This is a genomic window from Plantibacter sp. 2H11-2, assembly GCF_050031945.1.
GTDB classification, from domain to species: Bacteria; Actinomycetota; Actinomycetes; order Actinomycetales; family Microbacteriaceae; genus Plantibacter; species Plantibacter auratus.
In genome coordinates this window covers 143,570-163,234 of the sequence record NZ_JBNBBL010000008.1, presented here as the reverse complement: position 1 = coordinate 163,234, position 19,665 = coordinate 143,570, and the positions used below count along the sequence as shown (strand labels likewise).

Annotated in this window: 18 protein-coding genes; 8 read left to right on the top strand and 10 right to left on the bottom strand. The window is 68.7% G+C overall.

What is annotated here, in order from left to right:
• Positions 1-88 precede the first annotated feature (88 nt).
• The 5 genes from ACQG07_RS15745 to gmd all read right to left on the bottom strand — a co-directional run bounded on the left by ACQG07_RS15745 (position 89) and on the right by gmd (position 6,712).
• Positions 89-2,608: a glycoside hydrolase family 65 protein gene (locus ACQG07_RS15745; protein WP_274500729.1), complete on the bottom strand. Its 2,520-nt coding sequence runs from the start codon at positions 2,606-2,608 to the stop codon at positions 89-91.
• Positions 2,605-3,432 (bottom strand): HAD family hydrolase, encoded by an 828-nt coding sequence (locus ACQG07_RS15740; protein WP_426738785.1) that lies wholly within the window; start codon positions 3,430-3,432, stop codon positions 2,605-2,607. Before ACQG07_RS15740 ends, ACQG07_RS15745 begins: the two co-directional genes overlap by 4 nt.
• Positions 3,433-3,555: 123 nt before the next feature.
• Positions 3,556-4,743, bottom strand: a complete 1,188-nt coding sequence (locus ACQG07_RS15735) for a DegT/DnrJ/EryC1/StrS family aminotransferase (RefSeq protein WP_426738770.1) — start codon at positions 4,741-4,743, stop codon at positions 3,556-3,558.
• Positions 4,740-5,675 carry an NAD-dependent epimerase/dehydratase family protein gene (locus ACQG07_RS15730; RefSeq protein WP_426738769.1) on the bottom strand — a complete coding sequence of 312 codons (936 nt, stop codon included), beginning with the start codon at positions 5,673-5,675 and terminating at the stop codon, positions 4,740-4,742. Before ACQG07_RS15730 ends, ACQG07_RS15735 begins: the two co-directional genes overlap by 4 nt.
• Before the next feature lie 5 nt (positions 5,676-5,680).
• Positions 5,681-6,712 carry a GDP-mannose 4,6-dehydratase gene (gmd, locus tag ACQG07_RS15725; protein WP_426738768.1) on the bottom strand — a complete coding sequence of 344 codons (1,032 nt, stop codon included), beginning with the start codon at positions 6,710-6,712 and terminating at the stop codon, positions 5,681-5,683.
• Between the two features lie 138 nt (positions 6,713-6,850).
• On the opposite strand from gmd, the gene ACQG07_RS15720 reads away from it, so the two are divergent.
• The 4 genes from ACQG07_RS15720 (at position 6,851) to ACQG07_RS15705 (ending at position 10,086) form a co-directional block, all read left to right on the top strand.
• Positions 6,851-7,963 (top strand): glycosyltransferase family 4 protein, encoded by a 1,113-nt coding sequence (locus ACQG07_RS15720; RefSeq protein ID WP_426738767.1) that lies wholly within the window; start codon positions 6,851-6,853, stop codon positions 7,961-7,963.
• A gap of 65 nt (positions 7,964-8,028) precedes the next feature.
• Positions 8,029-8,916: a glycosyltransferase family 2 protein gene (locus ACQG07_RS15715; protein WP_426738766.1), complete on the top strand. Its 888-nt coding sequence runs from the start codon at positions 8,029-8,031 to the stop codon at positions 8,914-8,916.
• A gap of 49 nt (positions 8,917-8,965) precedes the next feature.
• On the top strand, positions 8,966-9,703 hold the full coding sequence (locus ACQG07_RS15710) for a glycosyltransferase family 2 protein (RefSeq protein WP_426738765.1): 738 nt from the start codon (positions 8,966-8,968) through the stop codon (positions 9,701-9,703).
• The gene (locus ACQG07_RS15705) at positions 9,700-10,086 is read left to right on the top strand and encodes a DUF2304 domain-containing protein (RefSeq protein ID WP_342450899.1); all 387 of its coding nucleotides are present in this window, start codon (positions 9,700-9,702) and stop codon (positions 10,084-10,086) included. Before ACQG07_RS15710 ends, ACQG07_RS15705 begins: the two co-directional genes overlap by 4 nt.
• 39 nt (positions 10,087-10,125) lie before the next feature.
• Here ACQG07_RS15705 and ACQG07_RS15700 read toward each other — a convergent pair whose 3' ends face one another.
• From ACQG07_RS15700 to ACQG07_RS15690, 3 genes are read right to left on the bottom strand one after another with little or no spacing between them, the layout of a single operon-like run.
• Positions 10,126-11,415, bottom strand: coding sequence for a hypothetical protein (locus ACQG07_RS15700; protein ID WP_426738764.1), 1,290 nt, complete (start codon positions 11,413-11,415; stop codon positions 10,126-10,128).
• A gap of 4 nt (positions 11,416-11,419) precedes the next feature.
• Positions 11,420-12,505 carry an NAD-dependent epimerase/dehydratase family protein gene (locus ACQG07_RS15695; protein WP_426738763.1) on the bottom strand — a complete coding sequence of 362 codons (1,086 nt, stop codon included), beginning with the start codon at positions 12,503-12,505 and terminating at the stop codon, positions 11,420-11,422.
• The gene (locus ACQG07_RS15690; protein WP_426738762.1) at positions 12,502-13,731 is read right to left on the bottom strand and encodes an acyltransferase family protein; all 1,230 of its coding nucleotides are present in this window, start codon (positions 13,729-13,731) and stop codon (positions 12,502-12,504) included. The genes ACQG07_RS15695 and ACQG07_RS15690 overlap by 4 nt, the downstream gene beginning before the upstream one ends.
• A 142-nt stretch (positions 13,732-13,873) precedes the next feature.
• On the opposite strand from ACQG07_RS15690, the gene ACQG07_RS15685 reads away from it, so the two are divergent.
• A complete protein-coding gene (locus ACQG07_RS15685) occupies positions 13,874-15,439 on the top strand; it encodes a DUF2142 domain-containing protein (RefSeq protein WP_426738761.1) in 1,566 nt (521 codons plus the stop codon).
• A gap of 43 nt (positions 15,440-15,482) precedes the next feature.
• On the opposite strand, the gene ACQG07_RS15680 is transcribed toward ACQG07_RS15685, so the two are convergent.
• Together ACQG07_RS15680 and ACQG07_RS15675 are read right to left on the bottom strand one after the other, a co-directional pair.
• Positions 15,483-16,319, bottom strand: a complete 837-nt coding sequence (locus ACQG07_RS15680; RefSeq protein WP_426738760.1) for a hypothetical protein — start codon at positions 16,317-16,319, stop codon at positions 15,483-15,485.
• 92 nt (positions 16,320-16,411) lie between these two features.
• Complete coding sequence (locus tag ACQG07_RS15675) at positions 16,412-17,050, bottom strand: acyl-ACP--UDP-N- acetylglucosamine O-acyltransferase (protein ID WP_426738759.1); 639 nt, start codon at positions 17,048-17,050, stop codon at positions 16,412-16,414.
• A gap of 99 nt (positions 17,051-17,149) precedes the next feature.
• Here ACQG07_RS15675 and ACQG07_RS15670 point away from each other — a divergent pair, with 99 nt between their 5' ends.
• The 3 genes from ACQG07_RS15670 to ACQG07_RS15660 are packed head-to-tail and all read left to right on the top strand — an operon-like array spanning position 17,150 to position 19,664.
• Positions 17,150-18,256, top strand: a complete 1,107-nt coding sequence (locus ACQG07_RS15670; RefSeq protein WP_426738758.1) for a DegT/DnrJ/EryC1/StrS family aminotransferase — start codon at positions 17,150-17,152, stop codon at positions 18,254-18,256.
• Entirely contained in the window at positions 18,253-19,221 is a 969-nt protein-coding gene (locus tag ACQG07_RS15665) for a Gfo/Idh/MocA family protein (protein ID WP_426738757.1), read from the top strand. The genes ACQG07_RS15670 and ACQG07_RS15665 overlap by 4 nt, the downstream gene beginning before the upstream one ends.
• On the top strand, positions 19,218-19,664 hold the full coding sequence (locus ACQG07_RS15660) for a GtrA family protein (protein WP_426738756.1): 447 nt from the start codon (positions 19,218-19,220) through the stop codon (positions 19,662-19,664). Before ACQG07_RS15665 ends, ACQG07_RS15660 begins: the two co-directional genes overlap by 4 nt.
• Position 19,665: the final 1 nt, after the last annotated feature.

The following is a 19,665-nucleotide window of genomic DNA, read 5'->3' as shown; positions in this document are numbered from 1 at the left end:
AGCGGCCAGGAACCGAGCCCGGAGCCGACCGTCGTCGACTGACCCACTCGACGGTCGGTCGAGCGGGTCAGTGGACGACGGGAGTCGCCTACTCCGACTGGGGCTGGATGATCGGGATCGACTCGGTGTCTGCCGGCCCGAGCGCGATGGTCGGCATCGACACGGTGATGAGCGAGCCGTCGGCACGGCGGCTGCCCTCGATGTCGCTCGCGCTCGGCTCGCCGACGAGGTGCGGACCCTGGTTGTCGAGCGGAACGGTGACCGTCGTGCCGGCTTCGACGAGGACGTTGCCGCCGCCGACGACGAACGAGGCGGAATCGCCCTCCTCGACGGTGAACCGCATCTCGGTGCGCCGGACGGAGATGCGCACCCGCGTGCCCTTGACGGTGAGCCGGAAGGTGATGCCCTGCCAGTCGACCGGCAGTCGCGGCGAAAAGGAGATCACGCCGCCGTGGTCGCGCATCCCGGCGAAGCCGAGCACGAGCGCGCTCCACACCCCACCGGTGGAGGCGACGTGCACACCGTCCGGGGTGTTGCGGTGCAGGTTCGCGAGGTCGACGAACAGCGCCGACCAGAAGTACTTGAGCGCGAGCCGCTGGTACCCGACCTCGGCGGCGATGATCGACTGTACGACCGCAGACAGGGTCGAGTCGCCCGTCGTCAGCGGGTCGTAGTAGTCGAAGTCGGCGAGCTTCTCCTCGTCGGTGAAGTGGTCGCCCTGCAGGAGCAGCGCCAGCACGACGTCCGCCTGCTTGAGCACCTGGAACCGGTAGATGACGAGCGGGTGGAAGTGCAGGAGCAGCGGGAGGTGCTCGGGAGGGGTGTGGTCGAGGTCCCACAGCTCCTTCTCGAGGAACTGGGCGTCCTGCGGGTGGATGCCGAGCCGCTTGTCGAAGGGGATGTGCATGTGCTCGGCGGCGCGCTGCCACTCACGGATCTCGGCGTCGTCGAGCGACAGCCGCGTGACCAGGCGTTCGAAGGAGGCCGGATCGTCCTCCCGGAGGCGCTCCACGGCCTCGACGGCCGACAGCAGGTTCGACCGCGCCATGACGTTCGTGTAGAGGTTGTCGTTCACCACGGTCGTGTACTCGTCGGGCCCCGTGACCCCGTAGATGTGGAACGAGTCCTTGCCGTTCGCGCGCCAGAAGCCCAGGTCGGCCCACATGCGCGCCGTCTCGACGAAGATGTCGACGGCTCCGCGGGCGAGGAAGTCCTCATCCCCCGTCGCCGCGACGTACTGCCGCAGCGCATAGGAGATGTCGGCGTCGATGTGGTACTGCGCCGTGCCGGCCGCGTAGTACGCGGACGACTCGAGCCCGTTGATCGTGCGCCACGGGAACAGGGCGCCGTGCTGGTTGAGCTCGGTCGCGCGGGAGCGGGCGGCGTCGAGCATGTTCTGACGGAACCGGAGGGCGTTCCGCGCAACGAGCGGTGCCGTGTAGCTGAGGAACGGGAGGACGTAGACCTCGGTGTCCCAGAAGTAGTGGCCGCCGTACCCGGAGCCGGACACGCCCTTCGCTGCGACACCGCCACCGTCCGTGCGTGCGGACGCCTGCGCCAGCTGGAAGAGGTTCCAGCGCGTCGCCTGCTGGATTGCCGGCTGTCCGTGGACCTCGACGTCGGAGCGCGCCCAGAAGTCCTCCAGCCACAGCTCCTGGTTGCGGATCGCCGATTCGATGCCGTTCTCCGCGGAACGGTCGAGCGTGCGGGCACAACGGTCGGCGAGTTCTTTCGGAGGGACGGCGTTGGAGGTGTGGTAGCTGATGATCTTGGTGAGCTTCGTGGGCACGCCCGCGCGGCCGCGGATCGTGTACACGTGCTTCGCGAGGTCGGCCTCGATGTGCGTCGAGACCTCGTACTCGTTCTCGGTCTCGATCGTGTGGTCGGCGCCGGCCACGATCGTCATCCCGGAGTTCGTCGTCTGGTAGCCGAGCATGGCGCGCGGACCGTCGATGAGCTTGAACCGCGGCTGCAGCACCCGCTCGGTGAGGGACTCCGCCTTGCGCGGGTCGCCCATCCCCGGCTCGGGTGCGTTCGTGAGGTAGTCGTCCTGACGGTCCTGCCGGTTGATGATCTGACTGGAGAGCACGAGCGACGCGTCCGCATCGAGCAACGTGACCTCGTAGTCGAGGACCGCGAGATGGCGGTCGGTGAAGGACACCATGCGACGAGAGCGGATGTGGACCCGCTTGCCCGAGGGCGTCCGCCATTCGAGTTCACGGCTGAGGACACCGGTTTTGAAGTCGAGGCGACGCTCGAAGCTCAGGAGGTCGGCGTCGTTGAGGATCAACGGCTCGTCGTCGACGTAGAGGCGGACGACCTTCGTGTCGGGCGCGTTGACGATCGTCTGACCGACGCGGGCGAAGCCGAACGCCTCCTCGGCGTGACGGATCGGCCAGGTCTCGTGGAACCCGTTGATGAACGTGCCGTGGACGTGGCCGTCGCGGCCCTCCTCGACATTGCCGCGGAACCCGAGGTAGCCGTTGCCGAGCGCGAACAGGGTCTCGGTCGTGCCCTCGTCGTCCGCGTCGACGTGGGTCTCGACGAGCGCCCAGTCGTCGAGCGGGAACCGGTGACGGTCAAGCGGGTCGCTGGTGATGTGGTTCATGCCTGGTCCTCGGAGGAGTCGTGGGGTGCCGTGGGGGTGTGGGAGTCGGCCGGATCGTCCGGCCCGGCTGTTCGCGAGGTCGACCGCAGCGGTTCGACGAGGTCGGCGAGGTCGTCGACCACGATGTCGGCACCCGCATCGATGAGCGCCTGGTGCCCGATGCCGCGGTCGACGCCGAGTACGAGACCGAAGTCGCCACGTCGACCGGCCTCGACCCCGGAGTGCGCGTCCTCGACGACGACGCATTCAGACGGCGCGTAACCGAGCAGACGACCGGCCTCGACGTAGGTGTCCGGAGCGGGCTTGCCGGCGATCCCCTCGCGCGCGGCGACGACGCCGTCCATCACGACCGGGAACCGCTCACGGAGTCCTGCCGCTCGGAGGACGACCTCTGCGTTCTTGGAACTGGACACCACGGCGACCTGGAGGCCTGCCTGCTCGACGGTGTCGAGGAAGGTCAACGATCCCGGGTACGCTGCGATGCCGTCGGCTTCCAGGACGGCCGAGAAGACCGAGTTCTTCCGGTTGCCGAGGCCACACACGGTCTCGAGCTCGGGGGCGTCGGACGGCGAGCCCTCGGGAAGCGTGATGCCACGCGACGCGAGCATCGCGCGCACCCCGTCGTACCGCGGCTTGCCGTCGATGTACTGGAAGTAGTCGGCGTCGGTGTACGGCTCAGTGATCCCGCGGGCGACGAGCTCGTCGGTGAAGAGCTTCGCCCAGGCATGCATGTGGATCTCTGCGGTCGGGGTGATGACGCCGTCGAGGTCGAACAGCACCGCCTTGCATCCGAGGAGGCGCGAGGCCGCCTCGGGGAGGCTCAGGACGTCGTTCGATGGCGCGTTGATCGGCTGGTTCACGGTGCACGGTCCTCGTCGGTCGGGGGAAGAGGTGGACAGTGGGGCGGAAGCTGCTGCGGACCGGTGGGGCGACCGCGCAGACCCAGCCTAGGAGAGTTTGGCCACCACGTCGTACACGCGGTCGATACCGGCGTGGACCGGGAAGTGGTGGTTGCCCACGAAGAGCCCGTCCTCGTGGATCTTGTCGGCGGCGGGGAGTTCAGCCGGGACCTTCGCGTCGAGGTACTTCATGACCGGGTTCTTCGTGAAGTTGCCCGCCACGATGGGCCGTGACTCGATCCCCTCGGCAGCGAACGCCCGCACGACCTCCTTGCGTCGGCCGGCGAGCGCGCCCTCGAGCACGAGGGAGAAGCCGAACCAGCTGCTCTCGCCCTGCTCGCGCTGGATGCGCACGGAGTCGAGGTCGGCGAAGCGTTCCGTCCAGTACACGGCGTTCTCCCGACGACCCGCGATGAGCGACGGGACCTTCTGGATCTGCTCGATGCCGATCGCGCCGGACATCTCGAGCGGACGGACGTTGTAACCGGGAAGGACGAAGCGGAAGAGGTCGTCCCACTCGTCGCCCGACTTGTCGTGGACGGCGTTCTTCTCGGGGAGCCCACGGGTCCAGCCGTGGGCCCGCAGCGAGATGAGCATCTGCGCCGTGGCCTCGTCGTCCGTCAGGATCATCCCGCCCTCCATCGTCGAGATGTGGTGGGAGAAGAAGGCGCTGAACGTGCCCATCGCTCCGACCGTTCCGGCGAACCGGCCGTCGTCCTTCGCGCCGAGCGACTCGCAGTTGTCCTCCAACAGGAGGAGACCGTGACGTTCGGCGAGCGCCGTGAGCGCCGCGAAGTCGTTCGGGTTGCCGAGGAGGTTGACCGCGATGATCGCCTTGGTGCGCGGGGTGATCGCGGCCTCGGCGAGCGAGAGGTCCAGGTTGAGCGTGTCGACGTCGATGTCGACGAAGCTCGGGATGAGGCCGTACTGCTGGAGCGGATAGTAGGTGGTGGCCCAGGAGACGGCGGGCACCAGGACCTCGTCACCGGCCTGCAGGTCGACCCGGTCGTCGAGGACGGCCGCCGCGATCGCCAGCAGGTTCGCGCTGGACCCCGAGTTGACCATGACGCCGAAACCGGCGCCGAACGCGCTGGCGAAGTCGCGCTCGAACTGCGCGACGAGCGGCCCCATGGTGAAGCGGCCGCTGTCGACGACGCGCTGGATGGCGGCGTATTCCGCGGCATCCCAGGAGGACGTGGCGAGGGGGAAACCGGAGTCGAAGGTGTCGTCGGTCATGCTGTCTGTGGCTCCTGAGCTGCGAGGTAGGCGTGGTAGCTCGCGGCGACGCCGGCCGCGAGCGGGGTGGTGGGGTTCCAGCCGAGCGCGCGGGCGGCGGCCGAATCGAGCAGGCGCTGGTGCACGCCGGAGGGCTTGGTGGCGTCGTACCGGAAACGACCGGTGAAGCCGGCGGCGCGACCGGCTGCTTCGTAGTACTCGGTGATGCTGTGGTCGACACCCGGCCCGAGGTTGAGCGTGACGGGCCATGCGTCGAGCGAGCCGAGCTGCGTGACGAGCCACGCCGCGAGGTCGGGCGTGTAGGTGAACTCCCGTCGGGCGGTGCCGTCGCCCCAGACCTCGACCTCGTCGGAGCCGCCGGTCACTGCGGCATGGACCTTGCCGAGCGCCGCGGCGATGAGGTGCGCCTGACCGTGGGTGTAGTCGTCGCCCGGGCCGTAGAGGTTCGACGGCACTGCTGCGCGATAGGCCAAGCCATACTGACGACTGGCGTACTCGCAGAGCTTCGTTCCGGCGATCTTCGCGAGTGCATATCCCTCGTTCGCGCCCTCCAGCGTGCCGCTGAGGAGCGCGCCCTCACCGATCGGCTGTGGGAGCCCCTCGGGGTAGATCGCCGCGCTCGACACGTAGAGCAGCTCGGGGACACCGGCGTCGATCGCGCCTCGGATGACCGAGGTGTCGATCAGGAGGTTGTCGAGCAGGAAGTCGGTGGGGCGCTGCAGCTTCGCCTGGATGCCGGCAACCTTCGCTGCGGTGTGCACGATCGCGTCCGGCGCCGTCCGACCGATGAGGGCCGCGACGGCGGCGCGATCGGTGAGGTCGGCGTCCGCGCGCGTCGCCACGATCAGTTCGTCGGCGGCGCGGAGCGTGGGCCAGACCTCGGCGATGCTCGAACCGAGCATGCCGGCACCACCGGTGAGGAGGACGCGCACCGCGCCTAGACCTCCGCGGTGTCGATGTAGGGCTTGCCCGACGCCTCGAGCTCGGCGACGTCGGAGTCGACCATGATCTGCGCGAGCCGCGGCGGGAGCACCTTCGGCGTCCAGCCGAGGACCGACTCGGCCTTCGCGTAGTCGCCGATCAGCGCGTCGACCTCGGTGGGACGGAGGTAGCGCTCATCGAACTTGACGTACTGCTCCCAGTCGAGGTCGAGCCGCTCGAAGGAGAACTGCAGGAAGTCCTTCACGGTGTACGCGGTGTTGGTGGCCAGGACGAAGTCGGTCGGCTCGTCGGCCTGCAGCATCCGCCACATGCCCTCGACGTAGTCGGGCGCGTAGCCCCAGTCTCGGACGGCGTCGAGGTTGCCCATGTAGAGGAAGTCCTGCCGACCGGCGGCGATCCGCGCAGCGGCGCGCGTGATCTTGCGGGTCACGAAGGTGCCACCCCGTCGCGGCGACTCGTGGTTGAACAGGATGCCGTTGACCGCGAACATGCCGTAGGCCTCGCGGTAGTTCCGGGTGATCCAGTAGGAGTAGACCTTCGCGACGCCGTAGGGGGAACGCGGGTAGAACGGGGTCTCCTCGTTCTGCGGCGGCGGCGTCGCGCCGAACATCTCGGAGCTCGAGGCCTGGTAGAAGCGGCAGTGCAGACCGATCAGGCGGATGGCCTCGAGGAGCCTGACCGTCCCGATGCCGGTCGTGTCGCCCGTGTACTCCGGCTCGTCGAAGCTGACCCGCACGTGCGACTGCGCGGCGAGGTTGTAGACCTCGTCGGGCTGGATCTCCGCGAGCAGCGTCGCCAAGCGCGAGCCGTCGGCCAGGTCGGCGAAGTGCAGCTGGAGTCTGGGCGAACCGTCATGGGTCGCCTCGGGGTCGTAGATGTGGTCGATCCGCCCGGTGTTGAAGGTCGACGCACGGCGGATGAAGCCGTGCACCTCGTAGCCCTTCGCGAGGAGGAGCTCGGCGAGGTAGCTGCCGTCCTGACCGGTGATACCGGTGATGACGGCCTTCTTGGTGGGGGTCTGGGTCACAGGGTGGTGCTCCGTCATGGGGTCCGCTCCGGACCGCTACGCGCTGGTCCTCGGTGAATGGTTCGTCCCTCTGCTGAGGCACATCGACCCGGCCGAGCTTACCCGAGTGACCCTCGGCCCCCGCTATGCTCAGACCTCATGCCGCTGCTTGCCGTCGATCTCCTGTCGTTCACCGGGACGAAGGGCGGCATGGAGACCTACACCCGCGAGCTCTACCGCGCGGTCGGTGTGCAGGCGGCGGAGTTCGACCTCATCGGCTTGGCCAGCACGGAAGCGGTTCAGGGTGATCTCTCCTGGTTCCCGGGCGAGATCGTGTCCACCGGGATCAGTGGCGAGAACCGCTTCGCCTGGGCTGTCGGCGAACTCTGGCGGATCGCCGGGATCGCGAAGCGGAACCGTGCGGACATCATCCACGCACCCGCGACGCTCGGACCGGCACGCACCACGCTCCCGCTCGTGGTCACCATGCACGACCTCCTGTACTGGAGCCACCCGGAGCTCATGTCGACACCGTTCTACACGGCACCGGTGAAGTGGATGGAGCGTCAGGTCGCTCGGGCGGCCTCCCGCATCATCACCATCAGCGAGGTCTCGAAGGCGGAGATCGTCAAGTACCTCGGGACGTCGCCCGAGGCGGTCGACGTCATCCCCCTGGCCGCGTCAGCCCCGTGGACGGCAACCCGAGAGCCGGATCGCGACGACCCCTTCATCCTCGCCACGGGCAACCGCCGCCCGCACAAGAACTACGACGGCCTCATCCGAGCGCTCGCCCTCGTCGAGGAACGCGTCCGCCCCCGACTCGTCGTGACCGGCAGCCACGGGCTCGACGATCCGCTGCGCGCCGTCGTGGCCGAACTCGGCCTGGAGCGGTTCGTGGAGCTTCGGTCCTGGTTGTCCCCGGAGGAGCTGGGTGAGCTCTACCGCACGACGACCGCCCTGGCCGTGCCCTCGTTCGCTGAAGGCTTCAGCCTGCCGCCACTCGAGGCCATGCTCAGCGGCGTTCCGGTGCTCGTGAGCGACATCGACGTCCATCGGGAGGTCTGCGGCGATGCGGCGTTGTTCGTCGACCCCCATGACCTCGCCTCGATCGCGGCCGGTCTCCGCACCCTGGCGACCGACACCGCCGAGGTGACGCGCCTCACCGAGCGCGGGCGGGCGAGAGCCGCCGCCTTCAGCTGGGCGTCGACCGCCGAGCGCACGCTCGACGTGTTCCGTGCCGCGCTCGACCCGACGGCGTCGCGACCCCGCTGAACCGCGATCGGGCTCACGCGGCCCGGCGATCTCGGCAGCCGGAGGAAGCTTGCTAGCGTAGCCGGGTGACGCTCGACATCATGATGCCCTTCTACGGCCGCTTCGACCACTTCCAGGCGGCGGTGGAGAGCGTGCTCGCCCAGTCCGACCCCGACTGGACGCTGACGATCGTCGACGACGTCTATCCGGACCTCGCTCCCGGCGAATGGGCCGTCGCCCTCGGCGACCCGCGCATCACCTACCTCCGGAACGAGGTGAACCTGCGTCCCTCGAAGAACTACCGCAAGTGCGTGAGCCTCATGACGGGCGAGTTCTCCGTCATCATGGGCTGTGACGACGTGATGCTGCCGAACTACGTTCGTCGCGTGCGCGAGCTCATCGCCGAGCACCCCGACGCCTCGATCATCCAGCCCGGCGTGTCCGTCATCGACGAACACGGCACCCCGTCCAGTCCACTCGCCGATCGGATCAAGGCGATGTACCGGTTCTCCGGCACGGGAGCCCGCGAGTACCGGGGCGAGCAGCTCGCCACGAGCCTGCTCCGCGGCAACTGGACCTACTTCCCGTCGCTCGTCTGGCGGGTCGAGGCGCTCCGCAAGCACCAGTTCCGGCTCGACCTCGACGTCGTGCAGGATCTCGCGATGCTCCTCGAGATCACGAAGGACGGCGGGAGCCTCGTCCTCGACGACGAGATCTGCTTCGCCTACCGCAGGCACTCCCAGAGCGTGTCCGCGGTCACCGGGCCGGACGGATCGAAGTTCCGGCAGGAGCGGACGCTGTTCGCCGAGGCGCGACGCGATCTCACGGCGATGGGGTGGAATCGCGCGGCGCGAGCCGCCGCGAACCACTGGACGTCGCGTGCCAACGCGCTCAGCGAGCTGCCTGCAGCGTTGCGGTCCCGCAACGCCGCAGGGCGTCGTGCCCTGCTCGAGCACGTGTTCGCCAGGGTCTGACCGCCCCACCTCCCGAGCGCTCCGCCCTCCGATTGCTAGGATTCCGCACATGACGACCTCCCTCGCCGGCACCCTCATCGTCATGCCAGCACTCAACGAAGAAGCCTCCGTGGCTGCGGTCGTCCGCGAGGTCCAGGAGAAGCTGCCCGGTGTGGCGGTGCTCGTCGTCAACGACGGCTCAACCGATGCGACCACCACCGAGGCGCGTGCAGCCGGAGCGATCGTCGCCGAGCTGCCGTTCAACCTCGGGGTCGGCGGCGCGATGCGTGCAGGGTTCAAGTACGCGCTCGCCCACGGCTACCGCAACGTCGTGCAAGTCGACTCGGACGGTCAGCACGACCCCGCCGGTGTCGTCCGGCTCGTCGAAGAGCTGCAGTCCGCCGACCTCGTGCTCGGCGCACGCTTCGCGGGCGAGGGCGATTACGAGGTCCGGGGTCCCCGGAGGTGGGCGATGGTCGTGCTGTCCGGCGTCCTGAGCGGCGTTGCGAGGACGAAGCTCACCGACACGACCAGCGGATTCCGTGCCACGGGTCCTCGCGCGGTGCGCCTCTTCGCCGAGCACTACCCGGCCGAGTACCTCGGTGACACCATCGAGTCGCTCGTCATCGCCGCGCGCGCCGGCTGCGTCATCCGGCAGGTGCCCGTCGCGATGCGTCCACGAGCCGGCGGTACTCCTTCGCACAATCCGTTCAAGGCTGCCCGCTACCTCGCCCGGGCCGGCCTCGCGCTCGTCTTCGCGCTGATCCGACCACCCGTCGCGCTCCACGAAGGGGTGGTGACGGCGTGATCCCCATCGGCACCTACATCCTCGGCATCGTCGCGGCCCTGTTCACGCTCGGCCTCGTCGTCGAGATGCTCCGCCGGCGCCAGCTCCGCGAGCGCCACGCGATCTGGTGGCTGATCGCCGGCCTGCTGGCACTCGTCATCGGCGTCTTCCCGCAGGTCCTCGTCTGGGCCGCCGGCGTGATCGGCGTCGAGATCCCGACGAACCTGGTCTTCTTCGTCAGCATCCTCATCCTCTTCCTCGTGAGCATCCAGCACAGCTCGGAGCTCACGACACTCGAGAACCGCAGCCGCACCCTCGCCGAAGAGGTCGCGCTGCAGGACCTGCGCATCCGCGCACTGGAGCAGCGGCTGGCCGACACGCATCGAGGCGACCGCTCCTCCTGAGGCCGGGCCGGCACCGATCCTCGTCGTGCGGCCGACCGCTCAGGCCGTCGGCGGTACCGGCGGGGCGTCCGCTCCGGCGACGTCCGCTCTCGGCTGGCGGAACAGAGCCGCGCCCTGCAGCAGGAGTCCCGCGACCGGGCCGACGGTCAGCGCCAGGATCGTCCGCTCGTGCAGGCCGAGGGGAAGGAGTAGCATCCCCACCGTCACGACGGCGGCGAGGATCCAGCCGCCGGCGAACGCTCCGTGCTGCGCGCGGGACAGGGTTGCGGCACCGGTCACGCAGAGCACGCCGACGAGGCCGGCGGTCGCGACGAGCAGGCCGATCGTGCCGCCCGCCAGAACGTCGGAGCGTCCGAAGAGGACCGAGAGCGCCCATGGGCCGAGCCACCAGGCGAGGAGCGCGAGCAGTCCTGCACCGACGAGGACCAGCGCGGAGAGTCTGGCGACCCAGCCGAGGACCGCGTCGGCATGGGATCGAAACACCACCACGAGATAGCTCTGCAACGCGAGGACGACGATGACGATCGGTGCGCGAGTGAGGGTGATCGCGTACGTCAGCGATCCGAACGCGTCCGGCGACACGGTGTCGCCCGTGGCCTGGATCATCAGCGGGAGACCGCTGACCATGACGCCGGTCGCCGCGGCCGCGACGACGGTGCGCAGCACGTTCCAGCTGAGTTCCCTCGGACCGACGTCGACGGCGAACCGACCCACGACCCCGCGGTGGATGAACAGCCAGAGGACGACCGGGGTGACGGCGAACGGCAGGGCGACGCCCCAGGCGAGGACGGCGGTGTCGGTGGTGACCAGGAGCAGGCCGCCGACGAGGGCGAACCGGAGGACGCCGTCGATGACGGTCATCGCGGCCGCCGCGGCCCAGAACGACAGCCCATACAGCACACCGGAGACGGCAGCCACCACCAGGTAGGCGGAGACGCCGAGGATGAGCGGTGGCACGAGCGCCCAACCCTCGTCCGGGAACACCGCGCCGACCCACATCCAGGCCGAACCGGCGAGGATCGCCGCCACCGCGACCACCGCCACGAGGGTGAAGTTCCGCACCACCGGGGCTCGTCGGGTCTCGCCGGGCACGGCCCCGGATCGGTCGACCGGGTGCGTCGCGCGGGCGATCTCCTGCTGAGCGCCTGACAACGCGCTGACGAGCAAATAGAGCGCTGACCAGAAGACCGCGAACGAGGCGTAGGCGGCGGTCCCGAGCGCGACCCCGGTGACGATCTGCAGCAGGTACCCCGCTCCCCCACCAACGGCGGTGGCCAGCAGGATCAGGACGGCGCCGTTCGGCCCGCGGCGCGCGACCTCGGGAGGCACGTCCCTATTCCTGGACGTCGGCACCACGCTGGGCGGCGATCCACTCCTGCAGTGCGGCGACGCCTCGCGTGACGTCCCAGGCGGGGGCCCAGTCGAGACCGGCGAGCGAGTCCTCGATGCTGCACTCGGCGTGCCGGACGTCGCCGTCGCGGTACATGCCGTTGACCACCGGAGCCGGAGCATCGTGGTAGGCGGCGATCGCCTGGGCGAGCTCGAGGATCGTGGTGCCGACACCGGACCCGATGTCGAACCGCGACACGTCTGCCGAGGGCCCCGTCGTGATGACGGCTCGGAACGACTCGGCGATGTCGTCGATGAACACGAAATCGCGAACGATCCGACCGTCCTCGTAGACCTGGATGGTGCCGCCGTCCATGGCGAGCTGGGAGAAGAGGGACACGATGCCCGTGTAGGAGTTGATGAGCGACTGGCCGGGACCGTAGACGTTCTGCAGTCGCAGGACGGTCAGCTTCGCGTCGTGGGCGGCCGTCCATGCCGACAGGATGTGCTCCTGGGCGAGCTTGGTCGCTCCGTAGACGCTCGTGGGCGCCGGCATCGTCACCGCGGCACGGCTCGGCAACGGCTTCGCCGCCGGGAAGTCCCACTCGCCCCGCTCGAACTGGGCGTGCGAACGCTGTCCTGGCTCGAAGACGGTGCCGTCCTCCCGCTGCCACTGCCCCTCGCCGTAGACCGCGCGACTCGACGACAGGACGAAGTGCCCGGGGACCTGCCCGGCGCGCCCCAGGGCGTCCAGCATCTCCGTCGTGCCGACCACGTTCGCCTCGGCGTGACTCGTCGCCGCGTGGAGCGACTGCGCCGTCCCGGTCTCAGCGGCAAGGTGCACGATGACGTCGGGCCGGACGTCGGCGAGGAGCGCGTCCCACGCCGCGGCGTCCGTGACGTCGCCGACGACGAGTTCAGCCGCCTCGTGGAGGTCTGCCGGGCGCTCGGCGCTCGGGTGCACCTGCGGGTGCAGCTTGTCGATGACGACCCACCGCTCCGCGGCCGCAGCCAGCTTGTGCGAGAGCGCGCAGCCGATGAAGCCGGCGCCTCCCGTCACGAGAACGGTCCCGAGGGTTGATGCAGTCACGAAGCGGTGTCCTTAGCTGTAGGCGAGTCGACATTCGATGGTACTGGACGAGCCCGCGGCGAGAGGAAGGCGATGCCTCGTCCCGGCCCGCGGTCCTTCAACGCCATCGCCCGCTTCTCCACGAGGTGCCAGCTCAACCAGGCGCACCCTGCGGTGACGACGATCGTGAGCGCGACCCACGCCCAGTAGCCGAGCAGGTGCCAGCCGAGGAACGCGGTGAACTGCTGCACGAGGAAGCCGTAGACGTACATGCCGTAGGAGTAGTCGTTCTTCGCGCCGATCCACTGGACACGCTTGGGCAGCCGGGCCGCGAGCCAGAGGACGAAGTACGCGTAGGCCGGATACCCCAGGAAGAACCATCCGCCGGTGAACAGGGTGACGACCATCACGACGCCGCACGCCGCACCGATCCAGTCGTTCAGCGGAATCCTCCGCGAGTACATGGCCAGCGTCGACCCGATGAGGAAGACGAGGGTCAGGGTGACCTTGAACCGATCGGAGAAGTAGGGCAGGTACACCTGAACGCCGAGCGGGAACAGCGTGTGGGCGATCAAGAGCAGGTAGAAGACGCCTGCGAGCGCGGGTACGACCCACTTCGCCCGACGGAGTGCACCGGTGACGAGCAGGATCGCGATGAGCAGATAGCAGGACCACTCGTAGACGAGCGTCCACAGGGAACCGTTGAACACGCTCTGACCGCCCAGCGACTGCCCGTACGGTGTCGTCTGCGCGAAGATGTCGTAGATCCCGTACTGACGCATGACCAGATCGGCGTTGAGGACGATGTAGCTGATCGGTTGCCCGCCGACGTAGGACTGCAGCGTGTTGCCGCTCAGCACCCAGACGACGGGTCCGATGACGACGGCGCCGACGATCAGGACCGTCCAGAACGCGGGGAAGATCCGCAGCGCACGACGCCACAGGAACTGCACGATGTCGGCGGACGCGCCGCTCTTGGCGATCAGGTAGCCACTGACCGCGAAGAACCCCGCGACCGCGATGCCGCCGATGGTGTCCTGACCTCGGCTGAGGTGCAGCAACGGGTCCTCACCCCAGCCCCCGGTCGGGAAGGCGTGGGAGAAGATGACGGCGGATGCGAGCACCAGGCGGATGATGCCGAGCGAGTTGCGGTGGCCGGCGAGTCCGTCGCTCAACGAGACCCGCGGGCCGCGTCGTCCGCGAGCCTGGGCCGGCTGATCGAACGGTACGTTCGTCGTCGACGTCATGCGGTCCGATCGGTCGTGCGGGAGGGTCGCCCAAGAATACCGCGCTCCTGTCGGGTTACCCGGCGTTCCGTGCACGCGCCAGTAGACTGACCGGCGAACGAACGGCGGTGACGCCCCGCATTCTGATTGGACCACTTCGCGCATGGCAGCTCTCGCTCCCACAGACCGTCCGACGCGATGGGAGCGACGGCGGTGGCTCACCTTCCTCGTGGCGTTCGTCGCGATCCTCGCGCCCATGGCCCTCTGGGCACTCGCCTCGCCGATCGGTTCGATCCCGGACGAGCCGTCGCATGCGATCCGGGCCGCCGCAGTCGCACGCGGCCAATTGGTCTCGGAGCCCTGGGACAAGAACCCGACGCTGGCCGAGGCGACGGTCCCGGAGAACATCGCCAACGCGCACGACCTCGTGTGCTTCGCTTTCGACGCCGAGAAGACCGCGGACTGCCAGGAGGCCGTCCGGGATCGCGATCAGGACCTGGTCGCCACCGGGAGCTCGGCCGGCCTCAACTCGCCCGTGTTCTACGCCCTGGTGGGCTGGCCGTCCCTCTTCCTCGAGGGTGACGCGGCGTTCTACGGCATGCGTCTCGCGGGTGCAGCCCTCTGCTCGCTCGCGTTGGCGATCATGGTGATGCAGCTCACCCTGCTCGCGCGGTTCCGTTGGGCGGTCGTCGGCGGGATCGTCGCCATCACCCCGATGGTGCTGTACCTGGGCGGCTCCATCAACCCGAACGGACTCGAAGCCGCAGCGGCAGGCGGTCTCTTCGCGACCCTGCTCGCCACGTTCCGCGGCAGGCAACTCGGCCGACGGCTCTGGGAGCAGGCTGGTCTCGCCCTCCTCACGGCATCATTCCTCCTGACCGGTCGCAGCATCTCGCTCCTGTGGGTGCTCGTGATCGCCATCGTCGCGATGTTGCTCGGGAGCAGGGAGCGGACGCTCGAGCTGCTCCGGAAGCCTGCTGCGTGGGCGCTCATCGGCGGGCTGGCCGTCGTCGGGCTCCTGACCGTGCTCTGGTATGTCTTCCCGCCGGTGTACGGTGCCGAGACCGAACCCGGGAAGCCGAGCATCGTGGGCCTGGCCTTCGTCTTCGTCTTCACCCTCCTGCAGACCGTCGACTTCGTGTTCGGCATGATCGGCTTCTTCGGGTGGGTCGACACGGGTGCGCCGTCGCTGACCATCGCCGCGTGGATCGGCGCGATCCTGCTCCTGCTCTCGACCTCGGTCCTGTGGGGACGCAAGGGCACCCGCTGGGCCGTCTGGGTCCTGCTCGCCGTCACCGTCCTAGTGCCCGCGATCACACAGATCGGTGTGTACACGCAGTACGGCTTCATCTGGCAGGGCCGGTACATGCTCGCGATCCTGGTCTGCTTGCTGATCGTCGCCGGGCTCGCCCTCGACGACGCCGGGATCGGCGCTGACGCGACGCTGTCCCGATTCGTGACGGGCGGCTACGTGCTCCTGGCGGCAGGACAGCTCCTGGCGTTCTTCATGGTGCTGCGCCGCTACATCGTCGGAGCGAACGGGAGCCTCTCGGCCATGCTCTTCGACGACGGCTGGGAACCGCCGTTCGGCTGGAACAGCCTCGTCGTGCTCTTCACGCTCGTCATGATCGTGTGGGTGCTGCTCGCGCGGCGGGTGTTCCGCGCGGCTCCGGTCGTGGAGCCATCGCACGCTGACGAGCAGGACAGCCGCCCCCGTCTCGAGGCGTGAGCTGGCGTCTCCCGACGGTCTGAAACCTTCGGAACGACCGCGGTCAGATCGCGTGCGTGCGCTGACGGTTGCGAGCGCGTCGCGACCACTCTGCGGCGGCCATGACGACTCCCCCGAGGCCCACCAGGAGGAGTCCGAGGGGTGATGCCTCGACACCGGTGTCGGGAAGGCGGGGTACACCGCCGTCCGACCCGGCATCCGGCAACGCCGCCGACGCCGGACCGGCCTCGACCGTGAACGTGTGCGCGACCGGGCTCGAGATGCCGCCCTCCTGCTCCTCCGTCACGCTGACCTCGTGATCTCCAGGACCGACCGCGGTGTCGAACCGCAATCGGAAGACCCCCTCGGCATCCGGTGTCGCCTCGGCGGTCTGTGGGACGCCGTCCAGGACCGCACGGATGATCGACCCCTGGGCCGCGAACCCGGCAACCTCGACGGGGGCTTCGCTCAAGGGGAAGACGTACTCGTCGACGGGTGAGAGGATCCGAGGCGGGAAGTACAGCGAGAACGACAGGAACGCGGGTTCGGACGTCTCGGTGCCGACGGTCTGCGTGGCGCTGAAGTCGTACTCGTTCGACGGGAACAGGGGCGGGATGAACGGGACCGACCAGGTTCCGTCGGACTGGACGACGGCCGTCCTCGTGCCTCCGCCGTCGAGCGCGATCGTCGCTCCCGGAACACCGGTGCCGAGAATGCCGTACAGAACGCCGGGTATGCGTTCGCCGTCGTCAGGAGAGGTGAACACGGGCGGCGGCAGTACTGCGGCCGGGGCCACCTCCTCCGGTGTCACCGGCGGCACGTCGACGGCGGATCGAGCCGTCGCGGACACCGGTGAGAGACCGGCCGGTGCGAGCACACTGGCCCCCGCGAGGACGAGCACGATGACTCCGTACCGGTGCTTCCTGCGCAGCAGCGTTCTGCGCGAATTCCCCATCGACATGGTCGTCCCCCCGAATAGTCCGATGGCTGATACTAGCGTGACCCCTTGCCCGACGGGTCGAACGTTGCGGCCAGCAGAGCGAGGTCCTCGCCCTGATAGCCGGCAGCCTGCGCGCCGCGCAGATTGAGACCGTGCACGCGGAGGGGGTTGCCGTACGCCTTCGCGAAATCCGGGACGTCCCGCGTGACGACCGACCCCATGCCGACCATGGCACCCCGACCGATCTCCCGACGCTGATGGACGAGGGCGCCGAGACCGATGTTGGCGCCGTCGCCCACGCGGACGTGTCCGGCGAGACGCGCTCCCCCGGCGATGGTCACGTCGGCACCGATCTGACAGTCGTGCGCGATGTAGGACTGGTTCATGATGAAGGCGCGATCGCCGATGACCGTGGCCGCCTGCCATCCCTGATGGACCTGGCTGTACTCGCGGATCACCGTGTGGTCACCGATCCGGACGCCGCGCGGCTCCTCATGACCGTCCGGACCGTCCGTCGGCAGGTGCGGGAAGGATCTGACCTCGGGGACGGCCCCGATCACCGCGCCCGCTCCGATCCAGTTGGCGTCGCCGATGGAGACCGGACCGGTGATCACGACGAACGGGCCGATGACGTTGCCGTCCCCCATCGTGACCTCGCCGCTGATGATGGCCGTCGGGTGGAGAGTGTTCATTCCCTCAGCTTAGAAGGGCCCGCATCGCTCGCCACGGACGCAGAGCGGGTATCGTGTTCGTCGGGGGGACGTCCCCCGTGCACGTTAGAACGAGGCGACATGATTCCAATCACCACGGTCCGATTCGGCGAAGCCGAGGAGCGTCGGGTACTCGACGTCATCCGATCCGGCATCATCGCCCAGGGGCCCGTGGTCGCCGAGTTCGAAGCCCGGTTCGCCGCGCTCCATGATGCCCGGCACGCGATCGCGGTCAACAACGGCACGACGGCGCTCGTAGCCGCGCTGCAGGTGCTCGACCTCGAGCCCGGTGACGAGGTCATCACCTCACCGTTCACCTTCGTCGCGACGGTCAACGCGATTCTGCAGGCCGGTGCGACAGTGCGGTTCGCGGACATCAACGACACGGATTTCGCGCTCGACCCGGCCTCCGTGGAGCGCCTGATCAACGACCGGACGCGGGTGATCATGCCGGTGCACCTGTACGGCCAGATGGCGGACATGGAGCCCATCGAGCGCCTGGCGGCTGCGCACGGGCTCCGCGTGGTCGAGGATTCGGCGCAATCGCACGGCGCACGGTACCGGGGACGAGCAGCCGGCAGCTACGGGATGGGCACGTTCTCCTTCTACGCCACCAAGAACATCACGACCGCTGAAGGCGGCATGATCACCACCGACGACGACGACATCGCCGCGCGCCTCCGCATCCTCCGCAATCAGGGGATGCGGGCGAGGTACGAATACGTCATGGCGGGCAACAACTACCGCCTCACCGACCTCCATGCGGCGCTCGCCCTCCCACAGCTGAAACGCTACTCCGAGACCGTCGCACAGCGACGTCGGAACGCGGCGGCCCTGACCGACGGCCTCCAGAACGTGCGCGGCATCGTCACGCCCGCGACCTTCGCCGATCGCGACCATGTCTGGCACCAGTACACGATCCGGGTGACGAGCGAGTCCGCCGTCACGCGGGACGCGTTCGTCGGTGCGCTGGCCGAACGAGGTGTCGGCAGCGGCATCTACTACCCCGGCCTGATCATCGATGCCGAGGCATACCAGGGCCGGCCCGACGTCATCGCCGACGCGACCCCGGTCGCAGCTCGTGTCGCGTCGGAGGTCCTCTCCCTCCCGGTCCACACGGAGCTGTCCGAGGAGGACATCACAACGATCGTCGAAGCGGTCCGTGCCGTCGCCGGAGGTGGACGATGAGCGCCCGGAAGCGGTTCGCGGTCGTGGGTGCGGGGATGATGGGCAGCAACCACGCCAGAGTCGTGGCGCAATCCGACCTCGCCGATCTCGCCGTCCTCGTCGACCCGCGCGAGGACGTCGGTCGCCGCCTCGCCGAGCAATACGGCGCGCACTGGTCTCCCGAGTTGCCGGCCCTCCAGCAGATCGACGGCGTGATCGTCGCCGCCGCCACCGAGGCCCACGAACCCCTGGCGATGCAGGTGCTTGAGAGCGGTACGCCGCTGCTGATCGAGAAGCCGATCGCCGCCGACATCGGGCAGTCACGCGACATCCTCGCCGCCGCCGACGCAGCTGACCTCCCCTTCATGTGCGGTCTGCTCGAGCGGTTCAATCCGGCGGTGCTGACGGCCCGATCGTTCATCGAGTCACCCGTCCACCTGTCGGCGACACGCCACTCGCCCTACGCACCGCGCATCCGCACCGGTGTGGCGTGGGACCTCCTCGTGCACGACGTCGACCTGTCGATCGTGCTGGCGGGCGGGCAGACCACCTCCGTGGCCTCCTCCCTCGGGTTCTTCCACGAGCGCTCCGAGCGCGGAGCGGAGGATGTGGCCGAGACGGTCCTGGGGTTCGACACCGGCGCGATCGCGCACATCTCCGCGAGCCGCATGGGCCAGAAGAAGATCCGGCAGGTCTCCGTCTACGAGCGCGAGCGGCTCATCGAGATCGACCTCCTCCGCCGGGACGTGACGGTCTACCATCACATCTCCGAGGACCTCGTCGGCGGCGCCAACCGGGGCTACCGCCAGCAGACCGTCATCGAGATCCCGGAGATGGTCACGAGCATCGAGCCCCTCACGGCACAGTTCGCCCACTTCTGCCGGATCATCGACGGCGTCGAGGACGCGGCCACCGAGCGCAGGAGCCTGTTGCCCCCGCACGAGGTCATCGCCCAGGTGCTCGACAGCGCCCTGGCGCGGGCGTGACCACTCCCCCACCAGGACGGCTCCGCAAGCTGGTCTGGAACAGCGGCGTCCGATACCTCCTCGTCGGAGGCTCGGCGTTCCTCGTCGACCTCGGTCTGCTCGCGCTGTTCTACACGGTCCTCGGGTGGCCGCTCCCGGTCGCGACGGTCGTGGCCTTCCTCTTGAGTTTCGTCTACACCTACTCCATGCAGCGCGTGTTCGCGTTCGGGTCTCAAGCCCCGCAGGGCGGTGCGCTCGTGAAGTACGCCATCCTCGTCGTCTTCAACACGATCGCGACTGCCGCGATCGTGTCACTGATCGACACCACGTTCGCCGGATGGATCGGCGGCAAGGTCGTCGCGACCGTCGCGACGACGATCTGGAACTATTTCGCCTACCGGTACTGGGTGTTCGCCCATCGCCCTGACACCCCCGCCGGCCCCGCCGGCCTCCAGGAGGAGTGAC

Bases quoted from the DNA above. Each gene is read 5' to 3' on its own strand.
- ACQG07_RS15745 (WP_274500729.1), bottom strand. From the start codon at position 2,608: ATGAACCACATCACCAGCGACCCGCTTGACCGTCACCGGTTCCCGCTC.
- ACQG07_RS15735 (WP_426738770.1), bottom strand. From the start codon at position 4,743: ATGACCGACGACACCTTCGACTCCGGTTTCCCCCTCGCCACGTCCTCC.
- ACQG07_RS15720 (WP_426738767.1), top strand. From the start codon at position 6,851: ATGCCGCTGCTTGCCGTCGATCTCCTGTCGTTCACCGGGACGAAGGGC.
- ACQG07_RS15710 (WP_426738765.1), top strand. From the start codon at position 8,966: ATGACGACCTCCCTCGCCGGCACCCTCATCGTCATGCCAGCACTCAAC.
- ACQG07_RS15690 (WP_426738762.1), bottom strand. From the start codon at position 13,731: ATGACGTCGACGACGAACGTACCGTTCGATCAGCCGGCCCAGGCTCGC.
- ACQG07_RS15685 (WP_426738761.1), top strand. From the start codon at position 13,874: ATGGCAGCTCTCGCTCCCACAGACCGTCCGACGCGATGGGAGCGACGG.
- ACQG07_RS15675 (WP_426738759.1), bottom strand. From the start codon at position 17,050: ATGAACACTCTCCACCCGACGGCCATCATCAGCGGCGAGGTCACGATG.
- ACQG07_RS15670 (WP_426738758.1), top strand. From the start codon at position 17,150: ATGATTCCAATCACCACGGTCCGATTCGGCGAAGCCGAGGAGCGTCGG.
- ACQG07_RS15665 (WP_426738757.1), top strand. From the start codon at position 18,253: ATGAGCGCCCGGAAGCGGTTCGCGGTCGTGGGTGCGGGGATGATGGGC.